The sequence below is a fragment of the Streptomyces sp. SudanB52_2052 genome, from assembly GCF_964272415.1.
Taxonomy (GTDB): Bacteria; Actinomycetota; Actinomycetes; order Streptomycetales; family Streptomycetaceae; genus Streptomyces; species Streptomyces olindensis.
The window spans coordinates 7,667,665-7,685,114 of sequence record NZ_OZ186796.1 but is presented as its reverse complement, the minus strand read 5'-3'; the positions used below and the strand labels follow the sequence as shown (position 1 = coordinate 7,685,114).

22 protein-coding genes are annotated in these 17,450 nt (G+C 72.7%); 9 read left to right on the top strand and 13 right to left on the bottom strand.

What is annotated here, in order from left to right; genetic code table 11:
- Positions 1 to 8: 8 nt before the first annotated feature.
- The 4 genes from fabG to ACSUPV_RS34510 all read right to left on the bottom strand — a co-directional run bounded on the left by fabG (position 9) and on the right by ACSUPV_RS34510 (position 2,643).
- On the bottom strand, positions 9 to 770 hold the full coding sequence (gene fabG / locus ACSUPV_RS34525) for a 3-oxoacyl-ACP reductase FabG (protein ID WP_037768431.1): 762 nt from the start codon (positions 768 to 770) through the stop codon (positions 9 to 11).
- Positions 771 to 896: 126 nt separating this feature from the next.
- The gene (locus tag ACSUPV_RS34520) at positions 897 to 1,310 is read right to left on the bottom strand and encodes a DUF3037 domain-containing protein (protein ID WP_031115090.1); all 414 of its coding nucleotides are present in this window, start codon (positions 1,308 to 1,310) and stop codon (positions 897 to 899) included.
- A complete protein-coding gene (locus ACSUPV_RS34515; RefSeq protein WP_031115091.1) occupies positions 1,307 to 2,062 on the bottom strand; it encodes a HipA family kinase in 756 nt (251 codons plus the stop codon). The genes ACSUPV_RS34520 and ACSUPV_RS34515 overlap by 4 nt, the downstream gene beginning before the upstream one ends.
- 122 nt (positions 2,063 to 2,184) lie before the next feature.
- Positions 2,185 to 2,643, bottom strand: a complete 459-nt coding sequence (locus tag ACSUPV_RS34510; RefSeq protein WP_031115092.1) for a winged helix-turn-helix transcriptional regulator — start codon at positions 2,641 to 2,643, stop codon at positions 2,185 to 2,187.
- An 86-nt stretch (positions 2,644 to 2,729) separates the two neighbouring features.
- On the opposite strand from ACSUPV_RS34510, the gene ACSUPV_RS34505 reads away from it, so the two are divergent.
- Complete coding sequence (locus ACSUPV_RS34505) at positions 2,730 to 3,926, top strand: MFS transporter (protein WP_436949178.1); 1,197 nt, start codon at positions 2,730 to 2,732, stop codon at positions 3,924 to 3,926.
- A 74-nt stretch (positions 3,927 to 4,000) separates the two neighbouring features.
- On the opposite strand, the gene ACSUPV_RS34500 is transcribed toward ACSUPV_RS34505, so the two are convergent.
- Complete coding sequence (locus tag ACSUPV_RS34500) at positions 4,001 to 4,144, bottom strand: hypothetical protein (protein WP_382614345.1); 144 nt, start codon at positions 4,142 to 4,144, stop codon at positions 4,001 to 4,003.
- 165 nt (positions 4,145 to 4,309) lie between these two features.
- Here ACSUPV_RS34500 and ACSUPV_RS34495 point away from each other — a divergent pair, with 165 nt between their 5' ends.
- Positions 4,310 to 4,798: a Rieske (2Fe-2S) protein gene (locus ACSUPV_RS34495; RefSeq protein WP_037768426.1), complete on the top strand. Its 489-nt coding sequence runs from the start codon at positions 4,310 to 4,312 to the stop codon at positions 4,796 to 4,798.
- On the opposite strand, the gene ACSUPV_RS34490 is transcribed toward ACSUPV_RS34495, so the two are convergent.
- The gene (locus tag ACSUPV_RS34490) at positions 4,785 to 5,435 is read right to left on the bottom strand and encodes a cysteine hydrolase (protein WP_031115095.1); all 651 of its coding nucleotides are present in this window, start codon (positions 5,433 to 5,435) and stop codon (positions 4,785 to 4,787) included. The two genes, ACSUPV_RS34495 and ACSUPV_RS34490, sit on opposite strands and share 14 nt — an antisense overlap.
- Positions 5,436 to 5,590: 155 nt before the next feature.
- On the opposite strand from ACSUPV_RS34490, the gene ACSUPV_RS34485 reads away from it, so the two are divergent.
- Positions 5,591 to 6,061: a pyridoxamine 5'-phosphate oxidase family protein gene (locus ACSUPV_RS34485; protein ID WP_436949177.1), complete on the top strand. Its 471-nt coding sequence runs from the start codon at positions 5,591 to 5,593 to the stop codon at positions 6,059 to 6,061.
- A gap of 58 nt (positions 6,062 to 6,119) precedes the next feature.
- On the opposite strand, the gene ACSUPV_RS34480 is transcribed toward ACSUPV_RS34485, so the two are convergent.
- Entirely contained in the window at positions 6,120 to 7,022 is a 903-nt protein-coding gene (locus ACSUPV_RS34480) for a LysR family transcriptional regulator (protein ID WP_031115097.1), read from the bottom strand.
- A 75-nt stretch (positions 7,023 to 7,097) separates the two neighbouring features.
- On the opposite strand from ACSUPV_RS34480, the gene ACSUPV_RS34475 reads away from it, so the two are divergent.
- Positions 7,098 to 8,051, top strand: coding sequence for a DMT family transporter (locus ACSUPV_RS34475; protein ID WP_436949176.1), 954 nt, complete (start codon positions 7,098 to 7,100; stop codon positions 8,049 to 8,051).
- Here ACSUPV_RS34475 and ACSUPV_RS34470 read toward each other — a convergent pair.
- Positions 8,042 to 9,373 (bottom strand): aminotransferase class I/II-fold pyridoxal phosphate-dependent enzyme, encoded by a 1,332-nt coding sequence (locus ACSUPV_RS34470; RefSeq protein ID WP_037768421.1) that lies wholly within the window; start codon positions 9,371 to 9,373, stop codon positions 8,042 to 8,044. The genes ACSUPV_RS34475 and ACSUPV_RS34470 overlap by 10 nt on opposite strands.
- 35 nt (positions 9,374 to 9,408) lie before the next feature.
- On the opposite strand from ACSUPV_RS34470, the gene ACSUPV_RS34465 reads away from it, so the two are divergent.
- Positions 9,409 to 10,095 carry a pyridoxamine 5'-phosphate oxidase family protein gene (locus ACSUPV_RS34465; protein ID WP_037768419.1) on the top strand — a complete coding sequence of 229 codons (687 nt, stop codon included), beginning with the start codon at positions 9,409 to 9,411 and terminating at the stop codon, positions 10,093 to 10,095.
- Between the two features lie 12 nt (positions 10,096 to 10,107).
- Here the strand turns inward: ACSUPV_RS34465 and ACSUPV_RS34460 are convergent, their stop codons facing one another.
- The 3 genes from ACSUPV_RS34460 to ACSUPV_RS34450 all read right to left on the bottom strand — a co-directional run bounded on the left by ACSUPV_RS34460 (position 10,108) and on the right by ACSUPV_RS34450 (position 12,967).
- Complete coding sequence (locus ACSUPV_RS34460; protein ID WP_051649313.1) at positions 10,108 to 11,100, bottom strand: DMT family transporter; 993 nt, start codon at positions 11,098 to 11,100, stop codon at positions 10,108 to 10,110.
- 228 nt (positions 11,101 to 11,328) lie between these two features.
- Entirely contained in the window at positions 11,329 to 12,333 is a 1,005-nt protein-coding gene (locus ACSUPV_RS34455) for an EamA family transporter (RefSeq protein WP_031115103.1), read from the bottom strand.
- Positions 12,334 to 12,409: 76 nt separating this feature from the next.
- A complete protein-coding gene (locus ACSUPV_RS34450) occupies positions 12,410 to 12,967 on the bottom strand; it encodes a Clp protease N-terminal domain-containing protein (RefSeq protein WP_359790658.1) in 558 nt (185 codons plus the stop codon).
- 223 nt (positions 12,968 to 13,190) lie between these two features.
- On the opposite strand from ACSUPV_RS34450, the gene ACSUPV_RS34445 reads away from it, so the two are divergent.
- Positions 13,191 to 13,619, top strand: coding sequence for a type II toxin-antitoxin system Rv0910 family toxin (locus ACSUPV_RS34445; RefSeq protein ID WP_031115105.1), 429 nt, complete (start codon positions 13,191 to 13,193; stop codon positions 13,617 to 13,619).
- Positions 13,620 to 13,785: 166 nt separating this feature from the next.
- On the opposite strand, the gene ACSUPV_RS34440 is transcribed toward ACSUPV_RS34445, so the two are convergent.
- The gene (locus ACSUPV_RS34440) at positions 13,786 to 14,412 is read right to left on the bottom strand and encodes a PadR family transcriptional regulator (RefSeq protein WP_359790660.1); all 627 of its coding nucleotides are present in this window, start codon (positions 14,410 to 14,412) and stop codon (positions 13,786 to 13,788) included.
- Between the two features lie 115 nt (positions 14,413 to 14,527).
- Here ACSUPV_RS34440 and ACSUPV_RS34435 point away from each other — a divergent pair, with 115 nt between their 5' ends.
- Together ACSUPV_RS34435 and ACSUPV_RS34430 are read left to right on the top strand one after the other, a co-directional pair.
- The gene (locus tag ACSUPV_RS34435) at positions 14,528 to 15,178 is read left to right on the top strand and encodes an HAD family hydrolase (RefSeq protein ID WP_436949175.1); all 651 of its coding nucleotides are present in this window, start codon (positions 14,528 to 14,530) and stop codon (positions 15,176 to 15,178) included.
- A 47-nt stretch (positions 15,179 to 15,225) separates the two neighbouring features.
- Positions 15,226 to 15,639 carry a hypothetical protein gene (locus tag ACSUPV_RS34430; protein WP_436949174.1) on the top strand — a complete coding sequence of 138 codons (414 nt, stop codon included), beginning with the start codon at positions 15,226 to 15,228 and terminating at the stop codon, positions 15,637 to 15,639.
- Between the two features lie 46 nt (positions 15,640 to 15,685).
- Here ACSUPV_RS34430 and ACSUPV_RS34425 read toward each other — a convergent pair whose 3' ends face one another.
- Positions 15,686 to 16,288: a TetR/AcrR family transcriptional regulator gene (locus ACSUPV_RS34425; RefSeq protein ID WP_382614360.1), complete on the bottom strand. Its 603-nt coding sequence runs from the start codon at positions 16,286 to 16,288 to the stop codon at positions 15,686 to 15,688.
- Between the two features lie 330 nt (positions 16,289 to 16,618).
- Here ACSUPV_RS34425 and ACSUPV_RS34420 point away from each other — a divergent pair, with 330 nt between their 5' ends.
- Positions 16,619 to 17,437 (top strand): PhzF family phenazine biosynthesis protein, encoded by an 819-nt coding sequence (locus ACSUPV_RS34420; protein ID WP_436949173.1) that lies wholly within the window; start codon positions 16,619 to 16,621, stop codon positions 17,435 to 17,437.
- Positions 17,438 to 17,450: the final 13 nt, after the last annotated feature.

The following is a 17,450-nucleotide window of genomic DNA, read 5'->3' as shown; positions in this document are numbered from 1 at the left end:
TTCGTCCCTTAGTCGAGCGGTCCGCCGGCCACGTACAGCACCTGGCCGGAGACGAACCCGGCGGCCTCGCCGGTGAAGAAGGCGATGGCGTTGGCGATGTCGTCCGGCTCACCGACCCGGGCCACCGGGATCTGCGTGGCGGCGGCGGCCTTGAAGTCCTCGAAGCCCATGCCGACGCGCTCGGCGGTGGCCTTGGTCATCTCGGTGGCGATGAAGCCGGGGGCGACGGAGTTGGCGGTGACGCCGAACTTGCCGAGCTCCTTGGCGAGGGTCTTGGTGAAGCCCTGCAGGCCCGCCTTGGCGGCCGAGTAGTTCACCTGGCCGCGGTTGCCGAGCGCGGACGACGACGACAGGTTGACGATCCGGCCGAAGCCCGCGTCCACCATGTGCTTCTGGCAGGCTTTGGACATAAGGAAGGCGCCGCGCAGGTGCACGTTCATGACGGTGTCCCAGTCGGAGACGCTCATCTTGAACAGCAGGTTGTCGCGCAGCACGCCCGCGTTGTTGACCAGGATGGTCGGCGCGCCGAGCTCCTCGACGATCCGCGCGACGGCCGCCTCGACCTGCGCCTCGTCCGAGACGTCACAGCCGACCGCGATGGCCTTGCCACCGGCGGCGGTGATCTTCTCGACGGTGTCCTTGCAGGCGGCTTCGTCGAGGTCGAGCACGGCGACCGCGCGGCCCTCGGCGGCCAGTCGTACGGCGGTGGCGGCGCCGATGCCGCGCGCGGCACCGGTGACGACGGCGACCCGCTGCTCAGTGGTGGACATGGCTGCTTCTCCTCGGGTGAGCGACCGCTTAGTACCTTCAGTGGGTGTGACGCTAGAAGCCCTGGCACGCGGTGTCAACGGCCAGCTCGGCCATGTGATCCATCCCCCGGCCCCGCCGGGCCCCTCTCACCTCACCAGGAGGTCCAGCAGCCGCTCCGTCTCCGCCGCCGGATCTCGCGTCAGGCCGGTGTGGACGGGTCCGGGCTGGACGATCGTGGACCGGGGGGCGACCAGCCAGCGGAAGCGGCGGCCGGGGTCGTCGGCCGCGGCCTGGCCCGCCGCCGTACCGCCCGCGCAGAGCCTCTCCACGGCGCCGAGGGCGGCCCGGACACCGGCCACGTCCGCCTGCGGGTCGAGGGCGAGCAGGCGGGTCTCGTCCAGGTGGGTGCGCGCGCCGACGTAGGCCTCGGCGCGGCAGTACAGGAGCACCCCGGCGTTGATGCACTCGCCGCGCTCGACGCGCGGGACCACGCGCAGGACGGCGTACTCGTAGATCTGGCGGTCCCGGGGGCCGCCCTTGATGATGTGCCGGTCGCTCACTTGATTCCCTGGATGCGGTCGTGGATGACGGCGGCCCGGGCGAGCAGCGGGCGCGCGTAGGCCTGCCTCAGGTCGTCCGGTGTGTCGAAGCCGGGCTCGTCCGCCAGCCAGGAGTCGGGGATCCGGGCGGTGACCTCGGCGAGGAGCCGCTCGGTGATCCGGGGAGCCAACTCGGCCGCCGCGGCGGCGATGTCGGGCGCGAAGGGCGCGAGCGCGTGGTCGGAGGCGTCGTAGGGGCGGGCCGCCGAGGCCTCGGCACCGCGCCAGTTGTGGTGCCAGATCATCGTCGCGCCGTGGTCGACGAGCCACAACTCGCCCCGCCACATCAGCAGGTTGGGGTTGCGCCAGGACCGGTCGACGTTGTTGACCAGCGCGTCGAACCAGACGATCCGCCCGGCCTCTTCCGGGCTCACCCGGAAGGCGAGCGGGTCGAAACCGAGCGCGCCGGAGAGGAAGTCCATGCCGAGGTTGGTGCCGCCGCTGGACCTGAGCAGGCCCTGGACCTGCTCGTCGGGCTCGCCGAGTCCCAGCTCCGCGTCGAGCCTGACCGTGACCAGGCGCGGCACGCGCAGTCCCAGCCGGCGGGCGAGTTCCCCGCAGACCACCTCGGCGACGAGCGTCTTGCGGCCCTGTCCCGCGCCGGTGAACTTCAGGACGTACGTGCCGAAGTCGTCGGCCTCGACGAGTCCCGGCAGCGAACCACCCTCACGCAGGGGCGTGATGTAGCGGGTCGCGGTGACCTCTTCCAGCATGTCCCGGGCCATCCGTCTCTTCAGCCTTGCAGTCCACGACCGGCCTCGGAGGGGCCCGATGCGGCCCTTGCCCCCGGCCTCCGGCAGGAGGTGAGCATAGTAACCGCCGGTGATCTCCGCCGTTATGGGGCCTTCCGCACGTGAGTGGTGTCGGCGTCGAGGGCAGTGCCGTCGGCGCTGGTCGGCGCGATGGCCGGAACCGGGTTCCCGTGCCGGTCGACAAGGACGGAGTGCGTCTCACCGGGGGCGAAGGCGTTGCGTTCTCCCCACTGTCGCAGAGCGACGATGACGGGGAAGAGATCGCGGCCGGCGTCGGTGAGCACGTACTGCTGACGGCGGCCCGACGGTGCGGTGCGCTGGGCGACGAGCCCGTGAGCGGTGAGCTTGCGGAGGCGATCGGTGAGGACGTTACGGGCGATGCCGGTCCGGCGCTGGAACTCGGTGAACGATCGCGCCCCGTCCATCGCGTCGCGGACGATGAGCAGGCTCCACCTGTCGCCGACGAGGTCGAGCGTGCGGGCGACGGGGCAGTCGGGGTCGGTCCAGTCAGGGTTCGAGGCGCCCGTGGCGTCGCGCGGCATGACACCTCCCATGAGTTGCGGATCGAGACCATACTGCCGTACGGTCAAATTGGTTGCAATCAGCTACTGATTGGGGTTGGTGTGGGATGGATGCCCGGCGGCGTTTACTGCTCGCGGTGGCGTGCGCTGTGGCGGTCGCGGGCATCTACGCCGCGCAGCCGGTTCTGGAGCCGATGGGACGCGATCTCGGGGTGTCGGCGGGGCTCGCCGGATGGATCGTCGCGGCCGGCCAGTTCGGTTATCTGGCAGGACTGGTGCTGCTGGTGCCGCTCGGGGACGTGGTCGACAGGCGCCGGCTCATCGCCGTGCACCTCCTGATCACCGCGGCGGGCATGGCCCTCACGGCCTCGGCACCGGCCGCATGGGTGGCGTTCGTGGGGCTCGCGACGGCCGGGATGTTCGCGGTCGTCGTACAGACCGCGGTGGCCTACGCCGCGTCGGTCTCCCGGCCTGCCGAACGCGGGCGGAACATCGGTGTCGTGACCTCGGGCGTGGTGGTCGGCATCCTGGGCGCGCGGGTCGTCACCGGCGCTCTCGCCGAGATGTGGGGCTGGCGGAGCGTCTATGCCGTGCTCGCGGTGCTGTCACTCGGGCTCGCGGCTCTCGTGCTCGTCGCACTGCCGTCGGAGGAGCGCTCCACCTCAACCGCGGGATACAGGAAGGTCGTCGTCTCACTCGGCGGACTGTTCGGGCAGCGGCTCTTCCTGACGCGCGGGCTCATCGCGTTCTTCTTGTTCGCGTCGTTCGGAAGCCTGTGGAGCGGACTGGCCCTGCCGCTCGCGGACACGCCGTGGCAGCTGACGGAGAGCCAGATCGGACTGTTCGGCGTCGCCGGGCTCGCCGGCGCGCTCGGCGCGGCACGCGCGGGACGGTGGGCGGATGCGGGCGGGGCGGTCCCGGTCACCGGTCTCGCGCTCGCCCTGCTCGTCCTCTCGTGGACCGCGATCGCACAGCTGCCGTGGTCACTGTGGCTCCTCGTCGCCGGGATCGTGCTCCTCGACTTCGCGGTCCAGGCCGTGCACGTGAGCAACCAGCACGTGCTCACCGCCCTGTATCGGGATCGCGTCAGCAGCGTCATCGGCGGTTACATGGTCTTCTACTCCCTCGGCTCCGCCCTCGGCGCAGCCGCGACCACCGCCCTCTTCACCGCCCACGGCTGGGCGGGCTCCAGCCTGCTCGGCGCCGGCTTCGCTGCCTGCGGGCTGGCCGTCTGGGCGGCCGACCGGCGACCGGCCCGCAACCGCACACGCCTCCCCTCCGAGAAAGCGCCTGTACGGCCGTAACCTCCCCGGTCGGCGGAGGGCCCGCTGTTCCTCCGCGGCTGCGGAGAACCCACTGTTGCCTCCGCGGCCGCCGACTACCCGACCTGGTCACCCGCCTGTGCCTGTGCTCGCAGCCACAGCACCAGGTGCCAGTCCTGGTCGTTGGCGAGCGGGTCGGCCGTGTGCGCGGGGCGGCCTCGGCCAGCCGGTCGGTGCCCGCCGTGGTCGGGCGCCGCCATGGGCGACGGCCTCGCGCCGGCGCGCCGGAACCCGACAGCGAACCGACAGCTCCGTTTTACCCACGGCGCTGGGCGGACGGGTCAGGATTTCGACGTTGTCTGAACAGCCGGTCCCCAAGGACCGTACCTCTCCGCAGATCAGGAATCCCCGGAAGGAACGTCAGCATGACCAGCGAATCAGTTCAGCCGGTGTCGGGACCGAACCGCCGTGCCGTCGTGGCGGCGGTCGGCGCGGCGGGGCTCACCGTGGCGCTGACGGCGTGCGGCTCGGACGACAAGGCGTCCGACTCGTCCACCGAGCAGGGCGCCGCGGGCGGCGGCGCGACGAACTCCGAGGGCGGCTCGTCCGCCGGGGCGGGAGCCGGTGGCGCGGCGCTCGCGAAGACCGCCGACATCCCCGAGGGCAGCGGCAAGATCTTCAAGGACGAGAAGGTCGTCGTCTCGCAGCCGGCCGCGGGTGACTTCAAGGCCTTCTCGACGATCTGCACCCACCAGAACTGCCCGATGGTGGACCTCAAGGACGACATCATCTCCTGCACCTGCCACGGCAGTCAGTTCTCCGTCCTCGACGGCAGCGTGAAGAAGGGCCCCGCGGTCAAGCCGTTGGAGGCGAAGCAGGTGACCGTGAACGGCGACTCCATCACGCTCGCCTGACCCCGCCCCGACGCCCCAGACACGCCAGCACCTCGTCCGTGGTCGCGACCGTGGCGACCAACGCGAGGGTGTGGCGGATCATCGCGGGGGTGTAGTCGGAGGGCACCCCCGCGATGGCGTCGGCCGGGACCACGACGGTGTAGCCGCGGTTCACCGCGTCGAACACGGCGTTGGGTATCGCCACGTTGGCCGAGACACCGGTGACGATCAGCGTGCGGCAGCCCAGGTTGCGCAGCAGCGGGTCGACGTCGGTGCCCTGGAGGGGCGACAGGCCGTGCAGGCGCCGTACGACGAGGTCCTCGTCGGCGACCTCGATCGGGGCGGCGACCCGCACCGCCGGCGTGCCGGCCAACTGCTTGACGGGCAGGCGGGCGGCGGCGCGGAAGAGACGGGCGTTGCGGCTGGAACCCCGGCCGTCGGGCCGGCGCTCGGCGACGGCGTGCACGACCTGGACACCGCGCTCGTGGGCGGCGGCGACCAGGCGGGCCACGTGGGTGAGCATCCCGCTGGAGCCTGCCTCTTCGGCGAGTTCGGGCAGCGCGCTGTCCTTCCCGACGACGCCCTCCTGGCACTCGACGGTGAGCAGCACGGTGGTGTCCGGATCGAGGAGTTCGCTGAGCTCCGCGTACGAGGGCACGGCTTCCCCCTGTCGCCGGCGGCTGGGCGGGCGAGCGTAGCCACCGTTGCGCACGGACGGAAGCGTTGCGCGCCGACGGAAGAGAACTCATTCTTTTCTGACGTGATGTCAGAGGATCTCCTCTGACACGACGTGGGAGAAGAAAGAGGGGGAGCATGACCGTCACGCAGCAGCGCCGGGGCCGGAAGATCATGATGACGCCGGGCGAGCTGGACGACTTCCTGACCACGCAGCGCACCTGCCGGGTCGCCACGGTCTCGGCGGGCGGCGCTCCGCACGTGAGCACGCTGTGGTTCGCCTGGGACGGCACCTCGATGTGGCTGTACTCGGTCGTGCGCAGCAAGCGGTGGGCCGACCTGCGGCGCGATCCGCGTGTGGCGATCGTGGTCGACACGGGCGAGGAGTACGACGAGCTGCGCGGTGCCGAGTTGTCGGGCACCGTCGAGTTCGTCGGCGAGATCCCGCGCACGGGCGAGCTGCGCGCCGAACTCGACGTGCCGGAGACGCTGTTCGCCCGGAAGAACTTCGGCCTGGATGAGATGCCGCACGACGGCCGGCACGCCTGGGTGCGGCTGACCCCGGAGAAGATCGTCTCCTGGGACTTCCGCAAGCTGGGGGCACGGTAGGTCCTTTGGAGGGGTTGGCGGCCTCCCGTGGTCGGGGGCAGGCTCTCGCCGGGCGGTCTCAGCCGACGCTCTCCCCCGCCGCCCGCAGCGCCTTCACCGCCGCCCGGATCGACGGGCGGCGGTCGGCGTCCGCGCGCCAGACGACGTAGACGTGCCGCCGTACCCGCTGCTTGAGCGGGACGGTCACGACTCCGGTCGGCACGGGATGGCGGCCGAGCAGCGGGGCGACGCACACCCCGAGCCCCGCGGCGACCAGCGCGAGCTGCGTGTGGTTCTCGGCGGCGCGGTGGCCGACGATCGGCTCGACGCCCTTGGAGCGGAGCGTGAACATGAGCCACTCGTGGCAGAACTCGCCCTCGCCCCAGGTGATCCACTCGTCCTCGGCGAACTCGGTGAGATCCACTTCGTCGCGCCCGGCGAGCCGGTGGTCCACCGGCATGGCGACCTCGGCCGGGTCGTCCAGGATCGACGCCTTGACCAGGCCGTCGGGCAACGCCATCGGCTTGTTGTACCAGTCGAGCACCACGGCGAGGTCGAGGTCGCCGCGCACGACCCCGGCGATGCCGTCCTCCGGTTCCAGCTCGCAGGAGCGCAGCCGGAGCGCGGGGTGCGCCTCGCGCAGGGCGGACAGCGCGTGCGGGAACAGCCCGCGCGCGGCCGTCGGGAAGGCCGACAGTCTGAGCTCGCCGACGACCTGCCCGCGCTGCGCCTCCAGATCCGACTGGGCGAGTTCGACCTGGGACAGGATGCGCGCGGCGTGCTCGGCGAGCAGCCGCCCGGCGTCGGTGAGCCGTACGCCCCGGCCGTTCTTGGCGAGGAGCTGCTGGCCCACCTCCCGCTCCAGCTTGGACATCTGCTGCGAGACGGCGGACGTCGTGATGTGCAGCCCCTCGGCCGCGCCGCTGACCGAGCCGTGCCGGGCGAGGGCGTCGAGGGTGCGCAGGCGCTCCAGATTCAACACGTAAGCAATGCTACGCAATACCGGGTGCGAAATCTCGATTGTGCTAAGAGGTTCTTCTCCAGCATCGTGGCGTCCATGAGCACCGCCACCACCGCCTCCGGCCGGATCACCCCCGCCTCGCCCGACCGCCCCGGGCCCCGCCTCGACTGGCGGATCCGGTTCGCCGCCCTCTCGCTGATCTGGGGCTTCAGCTTCCTGCTCATCAAGGTGGGCACCGAGGGATACGCGCCGTTCCAGGTCACGCTCGGCCGCCTGGTGTTCGGCGCGGCGGTGCTGGCCGCCGCGATGGCGGTGCGCCGGGAGCGACTGCCGCGCGGCGCGCGCACCTGGGGCCATCTGACGGTCGCCGCGTTCCTGCTCAACGCCCTGCCGTTCTCGCTGTTCGCCTACGCCGAACTGACCATCCCCTCCACGCTGGCGGGCATCTGCAACGCGACCTCGCCGCTGTGGGGCATGGCGCTGTCCCTGGTCGCCCTGTCGGAGGACCGCCCGACGCGGGTGCGGGTCGCCGGGCTCGGCCTCGGCTTCCTCGGAGTGCTCACGGTGCTGGGCGCCTGGCAGGGCTTCCACGGCCTGGACGCCACGGGCACGGCGTTGGCCCTGCTCGCGTCCCTCAGCTACCCCGTCGGCTGGATCTACGTCCGGCGCACCCTGGCGGGCACCGGCGGTTCGCACCTGTCGATGACCGGCGCGCAGCTGCTGCTCGCGACGGTCCAACTGGTCGTCGTCACACCGCTGTTCACTTCCCTGCCCACCCGCGTGTCCGTCGTGCCGTTGCTGGCGATCGCCGCCCTGGGCGCCCTGGGCACCGGCGTCGCCGTGCTCCTCCAGTACGGCCTGGTCGCCGAAGTCGGCCCGACCACCGCGCAGATGGTCACGTACTTCATCCCGGTCATCGCCACGGCCGCGGGCGTCGCGCTCCTCGGCGAGTCGCTCACCTGGTCGACACCGGTCGGTGCGGTGATCGTGCTGACGGGGGCGGCGCTCACGCAGGTGCGGCCGAAGCCCCGGCGGGCGCCTCAGACGTAACTGCGCGCCGGGGCGGGGCCGAGGGCCGAGGCGATCGCGTCGGCCAGCGCCTCGGTCTCGCCCTCGGTGAGCGTCGAGACGGTGACGCGGATGCCGGGCGGCGCGCTCATCCGGAAGCGGGCGCCGGGGGCGACGGCCCAGCCGGCGTGCAGCAGCCGGGCGACGGCCCCGGTCTCGTCCGGCACGGGCACCCAGACGTTCATGCCGCTGCGCCCGTGCGCCGCGACACCGCGCCGTTCGAGCGCGCCGATCAGCGCGTCCCGGCGCCGCCCGTACGCCGCCGCCACCTGGGCCGTGTCCACAGCGCCGTCGGCCCACAGCCGCACCAGGGCCCGCTGCATCAGCCGGCTCACCCAGCCGGGCCCGAGCCGCTGCCGACCGCGGACCCGGTCGACGGTGACCGCGTCCCCCGTGAGCAGGGCGAGGCGCAGATCGGGGCCGTAGGCCTTGGCGGCCGACCGGACGAAGGCCCAGTGCCGGGTCGCCCCGGCCAGCGAGTGCAGCGGCACGTCGACGATGCCGTGGGCGTGGTCGTCCTCGATCAGCAGGGTCTCCGGGTGCTCCCGGAGCACGGACCGCAGGGCACGCGCGCGTGCGGCGCTCACCGCGGCACCGGTGGGGTTCTGCGCCCGGTCGGTGACGATCAGGGCGCGCGCCCCGGCCTCCAGCGCCCGGCGCAGGTCATCGGCGTACGGGCCCTCGTCGTCGACGCCGACGGGGGCGGTCCGCAGTCCGAGCGCCGGCACGAGGTCCAGGGTGCGGCCCCAGCCGGGGTCCTCCACGGCGACGGTGTCGCCGGGCTTGAGGTGGGCCGCCAGCACCCGTTCGACGCCGTCGAGCGCCCCCGAGACCACGGCGAGCGGCCCGTCCGGCACCCCGTCGGCGTCCAGACCGGCGCGGGCGATCCGGGCCAGCTCCGGCTCCACGGGGGCGTCCCCGTACATCACGGGCGCCCGGTCGCCCTCGGCGGCGGCCCCCGCGAACGCGCCCGCGAGCGGCGGCAGCAGCGCCGGATCCGGATCGCCGTTCGCCACGTCGCGCACGCCCGCGGGGACGTCCACCCTGATGTGGTCCCGCCCGGTCGTGGCGGGCGCCGGCCGCACCCGGCTGCCGCGCCGGCCCGCGGTCTCGATGACCCCGCGCTCGCGCAGGGTCCGGTACGCGGCCGCGACCGTGTTCGGATTCACTCCCAGCCGCTCGGCCAGCTCCCGCATGGGCGGCAGCGGTTGACCCGGCCGCAGCTCACCGGCGCCCACCGCCCGCTCGATGCTCGCGGAAATGTCCGCTGCGCGACGCCCACTGATCGGATACTCTCCTAGCACAAAGCCGATTATGCACTAGTGCAATGGAGAGCGCCATGCAGGGGAGCACGCAGACGCCGTCGCAGCCCGCCACCGCCTACCCGCCGACCGACCGCACCGTCCCCACGCGCTCACCGGACCGGGCCTCGTACGACAGGGAGTTGGTGCACGCGATACTCGACGAGGCCTACGTCTGCCACCTCGGCTTCGTCCGCGACGGCGCGCCGGTGGTGCTGCCCACGCTGTACGCCCGGGTCGGTGAGCGGCTCTACGTGCACGGCTCGACGGGCTCGCGCCCGCTGCGGGCGGCCGGTCAGGCCGACCCGGGCCTGCCGGTCTGCCTGACCGTCACCCACGTCGACGGTCTGGTCCTGGCCCGCTCCGCCTTCCACCACTCGATCAACTACCGCTCGGTGGTGGTGCACGGCGTCGCCCGTGACGTGACGGACCCCGAGGAGAAGCGGCAGGCCCTGGACGCCCTGGTCGACCACGTCGTACCGGGCCGCGCCGCCGACTCCCGGCCGGCCAACAAGAAGGAGCTGGCCGCCACGGCCGTGCTCCGCCTGGACCTGGACGAGGTCTCCGCCAAGCTCCGCACCGGCGGCGTCAACGACGAGCCGGAGGACCTCGCCCTTCCGCACTGGGCCGGAGTCGTGCCGGTCCGCAGGACCTACGGCACCCCGATCCCCGACCCCGCTCTGGCCGCGGACACGGCACTTCCCGACTACCTCCAGGGCAGGTGACCCCCTAGCCCTCTAGGGGCGCGGGGAACTGCGCGACCAGCCGACGACAGCCCGCGGCCGCCGTCGCACCCGCACCACCCGCGCCTCGGGCGTCCGCGCCTCCCCCACGGCGAGTCCCGCCACCGACCCCAGCAGCACCAGGGTTCCGGCCACCGTCGCCACCGTCAGCCGCTCACCGAGCAGGACAACGGCCAGCACCGCCGCACTCACCGGCTCCAGCAGCATGATCACAGAGACGGTGGCGGACCGCACGACGGCCGCGCCCGCGAAGTAGAGGCTGTAGGCGAGGGCGGTCGGGACCGCGGCGACGTACGCCAGCAGGACCAGGAGCCGGACCGGATCCCCGGTGTGCGGCAGGATCCCCTCGGCCAGCGCGAACGGCAACAGGCACAGGCTCGTGACGGCGAACGCGTCGACGGACGTACGGGAGGCGTCGGCCCCGCCGTCGCGCCCCCAGCGCCGGGTGAGCAGCGTCATCACGCTGTACCCGGCCGCGGACAGCAGCGCGAGCAGCACGCCGCCGGGGCGTACCGCCGTTCCCCCGCCGCCGAGGACGAGGACCGCGAGCCCCGCGAGGGCGCCCAGGACGGCGGCCGCCCCGCCCCGGCCCAGGCGTTCGGCCAGCGTCAGTCGCGCGCCGAGCGCGATGAGCACGGGCCCGGCGCCCAGCGTGACGACGGTGGCCACGGCGAGGCCGGTGGCCGAGACGGCCGCGAAGTAGGCGGTCTGGAAGACCGCGAGGCCCAATCCGGTGACACCGGCCCGTAGCGCCCTGCGGCGCGACGGCTCGCGGACGGGGCTGCCGGCGCGTGACCGCAGCAGGCGCAGGCCGAGCAGCAGGACCAGGCCGGTGGCGCAGCGCCAGAAGGAGAGGGCGATCGGCCCCATGTCACTGGCCTGGTAGACCAGGGAGGCAGCCGCGCCCGCGGTGCCCCAGGCGGCACCGGCGACGATCAGACAGAGGAGGCCTCGCCCGATAGGCAGGCCGGAGGCAGTGTTCGACACGTGTTCTCTCCGCAGACGCGCACGACGTACCGCGCCCGAGGGGCGTCGGCGGGTGCGCGGAAGTTCGGGAAGGGCCCCGGATCAGTCGGGATCAGCGGGGTCCACGGACTTCGTCTGCGGGCAGCACCGTTCGGCCCGGCGGCGACGCGCCGGGCGCGGTTTCCGGAGGGCCCGCCTCAGGCGGCCGGAGGCGGAAGAACGAGCGCGTTCGAAGGCATGATCGGCACCTTATGCGGTCGTCCCGGGGGTCGACAATTGCCTTTCCGGGCCGCCGCCGGCCACCGGCCGGTCGGAGCCCTTCGCGGGCGTCGAGGACTGCGCGATGAACGCGCCCAGCAGCACGATCACGCCACCGGCGATCTGCGGCGCCGACAGGTGCTCGCCGAGCAGGACCCAGGCCAGGACGGTGGCGATGACCGCTTCGAGGCAGGCGACCACTCCGGCGACCTGCGGGGAGAGCCGGCGCACGGCGAGCACGCCGGTGACGTACGCGACGACCGTGGCGACGAGGACGATCCACCCCAGCAGGACGACGGCCGCGACGGGCGTGCCGTCCAGGTGCGCGGCGCCGGAGAGGACCGACCAGTCCATGCTCCAGGGCCGGGCGACGACGGTCAGCACGGCCGCGCCGACGAGCAGGCCGTAGGCGATGACGCCGAGCGGGTCGGGCGCCTCCTCACCGGCGTCGCTGCCCTGGTCGGAGAGGACGAAGTAGCCGACCTGGCAGCAGGCCGCGCCGAGCGCGAGCAGCAGCCCCAGGGCGTCGAAGCCGAGGCCCGACCACACCTCGACGACACACGCGAGTCCGCCGACGGCGAGCACGACACCGACGGCCGCCGCACGGGTCACCGGCCGCCGCTGCACGAACCGCACCCAGCCGAGCACGAGGGCGGGTGCCAGGTACTCGATGAGCAGGGCCACGCCGACGGGGATACGGGAGAGCGCGGCGAAGTAGCAGGCCTGGACACCGGCGACGGCCAGCAGGCCGAATCCGGCGAGCAGTCCGGGGCGGCGGCGCAGCAGCGCGCGGTGGCGGACGGCGAGCGGCAGCATCACCAGGGCCGCCCCGGCCACCCGGAGCCACACCACGTGCAGCGGGTCCAGGCCGGCCTCGATCAGCGGTTTGGCGGCGACCCCGGATCCGCCGAAGGCGACCGCGGACAGGATCGCGAGGCCGAGCCCCACGCCCTTGCCGCGCCTGCTCGGACTGCTGTCAGACGTACGCACCGGCACATGATGTCAGGCTCCGACAGGAGCGTCACCCCCTATGACACCTGTCTCACTGCCTGGACGAGGCGCGCGGATCCGGTCATCGGCCGGTTTCGCCGCCGCCGACGCACTCCTGAGGCCGACTGGACCGGTTCTCCAGCCGGGCGAGCACCTCGTGCGCGTCGATCCCGGCGCGTTCGAGCACTTCGACCGCGCGCGCCTGCGGATCCACGACGATCGCCGCGAGCAGGTCGGTACCGCGGGCCGGTCCGCCGTGCCGCACGGCGCGTGCGCGGGCGTACTTCATCGACGCCGCGGCCAGTGGCGAGAAACCCGTGGCCTCCGTGACGACGGGGACGGCGCCGGAGTCCTCGACGCCGCTCTGCCAGCGCAGGCCGTAGCCGATGCTGCGCTGGACGAGGTAGCCGAGCAGCCGCGCGATCCGCGGTCCGTCACCGAGGACGGCGCGTGCGTCGGGGTCGGACTCCAGCAGCGAGTGGAGCAGATGGGCCGTGTCGATCTGCCGGTCCCCGTCCCGGACCGCCCTGCGGCGGGCACCGGCGACCATCGAGGCCAGCTCGTCACTGAGCCCGGCATCGTGCTCTGCGCGGTGGACGCCGTGCTCATGGGCCGACTGCCGGGGGATACGGGGTTGCACATCCCCTACCCCATCAGCTCCGAGGGCCCGGGACATCCCCGGAGCGGAGCATTCTCGCGTCCCACGGGAAGTGGACTCCGCCGACCGAAATCTCCTCCTTGCGGAGGACATCAGGCTGTTTCCTACGGAGGACGTACCAGTTCTGACGGTTCGTCAGTATTGAACATCGCAGCCGTCCCGGCTACGTTCCGCGACATCCAGCCCGACTCGAAGAGGTGGTCGCATGGCCGAAGTCAGCGCGGAGTCACGCATCGGGGCACCGGCCGAGACGGTGTGGGCCCGACTCACCGACTGGTCCGCGTACGGCGAGTGGAACACGACCCACACGGGTTTCCCGTCGGGCGGCCCCGAGCCGCTCGAAGTCGGCGCGACCTTCCGGGAGAACATGCGGCTGATGAACTTCCCGGCAGAGGTGGAATGGACCGTCGAGGAGCTGGAACCGGCCCGGGTCCTCGCCATCCGCGGCCAGGGCCCGATGGCCGTGACCGTGGCGACGCGCTACACCCTCACGCCCGACGGCGACGCGACGAGGGTCCGGATCGACGGGGCGTTCACGGGCGCGACGGTGTCCCTGATGGCGGGCAAGCTCAAGGACTCGGCCACGGCGGCCCTCGACGAGTCGCTGCGCAGGCTGGACGGGCTGGTGACCTGAGGCCCGCCGGGACGTCCGAGGCCTGCCGCCCGGGAACACGGAGGCGCCCCCCGGATCACTCCGAGGGGCGCTCGTCGAACCAGCGGTCGGCCTCAGCTCCGCCGTCACGGCCCTCGCCGCCACAGGCCTCGCCATCTCAGTCCTGGCTCTCTCGGTCCCGGCCGTCTCAGTCCTCGTCGGCGAGGATCAGATACAGCTTCTTGCGCGCGTCGTTGATGACGCCGAGCGCCTTCTCCCGCTGCTCCTTGCTGCCGGTCTTCCAGACCTGGCCGAAGGCCTCCATCAGGCCGAAGCCGGCCTGGCGGATCTCGCCGAGGGCCTCCCAGTCGACCCCGCGGGAGGCCTCCTCCCAGGGCGCCTCGGGCCCCTCGTCGGCCGCGGCACGGCCCGCCTCGGTGAGCGAGAACAGCTTCTTGCCGCCCTCCGACTCACTCGCGATCAGGCCCTCGTCCTCCAGCAACTGAAGCGTGGGGTACACCGAGCCGGGGCTGGGCTTCCACGCCCCGCCGCTGCGCTCGGCGATCTCCTGGATCATCTCGTAGCCGTGCATCGGCCGGTCCTTCAGCAGGGCCAGGATCGAGGCCCGTACGTCACCGCGCCGCGCCCTTCCCCTCGGCCCGCCGCGCCCTCGACCACCCCAGGGACCGGGACCGAAACCGGGACCACCGGGGCCGCCCCAGCCGGGGCCGCCCGGACCGAAGGGACCGAAGGCCGCCCGCAGCCCCTCGAAACCGCCCCGACCGTGACGCGGTCCGCCGTGGCCATGCCCGTGCTCGAAACCATGGGTACGCATCGCAACCACTCTCCATTCCATCGTTGATCTGTCGCGATGCGTCAACGATATATCGGAATGGTTCGCATGACAAGGCCCCGCCCGCGTCCGCGGGTTCCGTGATCTACTCCCGGTCATGCCGTTGTTGCTGCTGGACCTCGACAACACCCTGGTCGACCGGGATGCGGCCTTTCGCGCCGCCGTCACCGACTTTCTCGCCGAGCACGACCTGCCCACATCCGACCTCACCTGGGTGATGGCGATCGACGCCGGCGGCTACACCGCGCGGGACGAAGTCGCCGCAGCCCTCACCGACCGATACGGCGACGTCGTGCCGACCACCGCCATCCGCGCCCTCCTCGACAGCGGCGCCGCCGACCGCGTCGTCCTGGCTGACTCGGCCCGCGAGGCGCTGGCCCAAGCGGCGGCGGACGGCTGGACCTGCGCGATCGTCACCAACGGGCGCACCACCCAGCAGGAAGCGAAGATCCGGAAGACCGGACTCGACCGACTCGTCCACGGCTGGGTCGTCTCCGAAGCGGTCGGCCACAAGAAACCAGCCCCGGAGATCTTTCAGGCGGCAGCCGATGCCGTCGGTGTCCCGCTCCCTGGCTCCTGGGTCATCGGCGATTCGCCCCACGCCGACATCGCGGGCGCCCACGCGCTCGGTCTGCGAAGCGTGTGGGTGACGGACGGACGTGCCTGGACCCAGGACCCCTATCGGCCCACCCACATCGCCGAGGACGTGGCCTCCGCGATCAACCACGCCATCAGAACGTCGGGCTAGGCGCCGCAGGCCACCCGCACGAGCACGACGGAGCCTGGTCCTGGTGCATGAGGGACGCTGCGCAGAAGGCTCCTCGTGACCGGGCTCTGGATGTCGTCCGCGGCTATGCGGACCACGACGCCGCCGCGGTCCACGAGGCGCTGGACGGTCTGGACCGGCAGGCCGTGCCGGCTGGAGGATCTGGTGCGGTGGGCGACGAGGTCGCCGTCGCGGCGCCGCCGCACTACGAGTTCGCCACGGCCGAGGCGACGCGGGCGTGGGCCCGCGGGGACGAGTCGGCGATGCGCGCGGCCTCGTGCCGGGACCTCACCGGGGCCGTGCACATCACCGCCGTGGGAGTCACCGTCCTGGGACTGGCGGTGTGGGGCCGCGCCGGATTCCTCGACGTGCTCGCGGAATTCCGCCAAGTCGCGGCCGCGCTCGCGGACGAGTGGGTCTACGACATCCCTGAGCACTCGTGATTCAGCACCCCATGTCGTCCGTAAGAACGTGTGAACGGAGGGACGTTCACCGTTCGTCGGTGCCGGTCACCCGCCGCACCAGATCCGCCCAAGCGGCCTGGAGGCGCGCGGTGGTGACCTGGTCGTCGGTGCGCAGGTGGTCCAGGGTCTCCAGGTCGACGAAGGCGAGCAGGGCGTGGGCGAGCATCGTGTGGTCGCCCACGACTCCCGCCTCCCGCAACAGCGAGATGACGTGGGCGCGGAAGGCCCGGCCGTAGTACGAGGTCCGGCGGCGGTCGGTGGGCACCTGGCGGCCCAGTGCCGGGCCCAGGTCCGTGGGGTCGGCGACCCGCTCGATCAGGGCCTGGCCGAACGCGATCAGCCGCTCACTCGCCGGCGCCCCCGGTCCCAGTGGCGGCGGGCCGAAGGTGTACGCCTCGTGGAACTCGGCCTCGACGTCGTCCAGCAGAGCCAGCAGCAGTCCGTTGCGGTCGCCGAACCGGCGGAACAGCGTGCCCTTGCCGACCCCGGCCACCCGCGCGACCTCGTGCATCGTCACATGCTCGGCGCCCCGCTCGGCCACCAGCCAAGCGGCCGCCTCCAGCAAGCGGGCACGGTTGCGGACGGCGTCGGCACGCTCCCCCGCGAGATCGCCCGAAGGTCCAGTCATCCATCACTCCGCGGTACGACATCGACGTACACGCAACCCTCCTCGATCCGCACCGGACACACCCGGCGGGGCCGCGAGGCCGACGCGCGAACGGCTGGCCGGTGCGAGGTCGAAGCGGGAGCCGTGCAGCCGGCATTCGACGCCTTCGACCTCGAAATGTAGCCGCTGACGGACATCGAACTCCTCGGGGTACGTCCAGTCTTCACACGTCGCCTCCTCGATTCGACCGCGCCAGCAGGACGTCAGGACAGTGCCGACCCCGGCGGAAGCGGGCCAGCACTCGTGAATTGGCCTTGGCCCCCGGCTTCGCGGAGCCCCTAGCGTCGGGGCATGCGGATCCGAATCGTCGACGCCTTCACCGATCGTCCCTTCTCCGGCAACCCGGCCGGCGTCCTGCTCCTGAACGACGCGGACGCCTTCCCGGACGACACCTGGCTGCAGAACGTCGCCCTGGAGGTCAACCACGCCGAGACGGCCTTCGCCCACCCCCTCCCCGAGGGCGGCGAGGCCGACTGGGCCCTGCGCTGGTTCACCCCCGCCACCGAGGTCGCGTTGTGCGGCCACGCGACCCTGGCCACCGCCCACGTCCTGCGCACCACCGGCATCCAGGAGGGGCCGGTGCGGTTCGCCACCCGCAGCGGCGTCCTCGTCGCCACGCCCGCCGCGGACGGCTCCGTCACCCTGGACTTCCCGACGGCCCCGCTCACCCGGGTCGACCCGCCCCCCGGCCTCGCCGAGGCCCTGGGCACCGAACCGCTGACGGTCCTCGACACGGGCCCGAACGTCGGCGACCTGCTGGTCGAGGTCGCCGACGAGAAGACGGTGCACGCCCTCAGCCCCGATCTGAAGGCCCTCGCCGCCCACTCCGAGCGCGGCGTCATCGCCACCGCCCGCGCGGAGGACCCGGTCCGGGGCTACGACTTCGTCTCGCGCTGCTTCTTCCCGAACGTCGGCATCGACGAGGACCCGGTGACCGGCAGCGCCCACACCGCCCTCGCCCCGTTCTGGTCCGAGCGCCTGGGCCGCCCCGGCCTCACCGGCCTCCAGGCCTCGCCCCGCTCCGGCCGCGTCCGCACGGAGCTGCGCGGCGACCGCACCCTGCTGACCGGCAGGGCGGTCACGGTCATCGAGGGCGAACTGCTCGCCTGAGACGAGCGGAGGG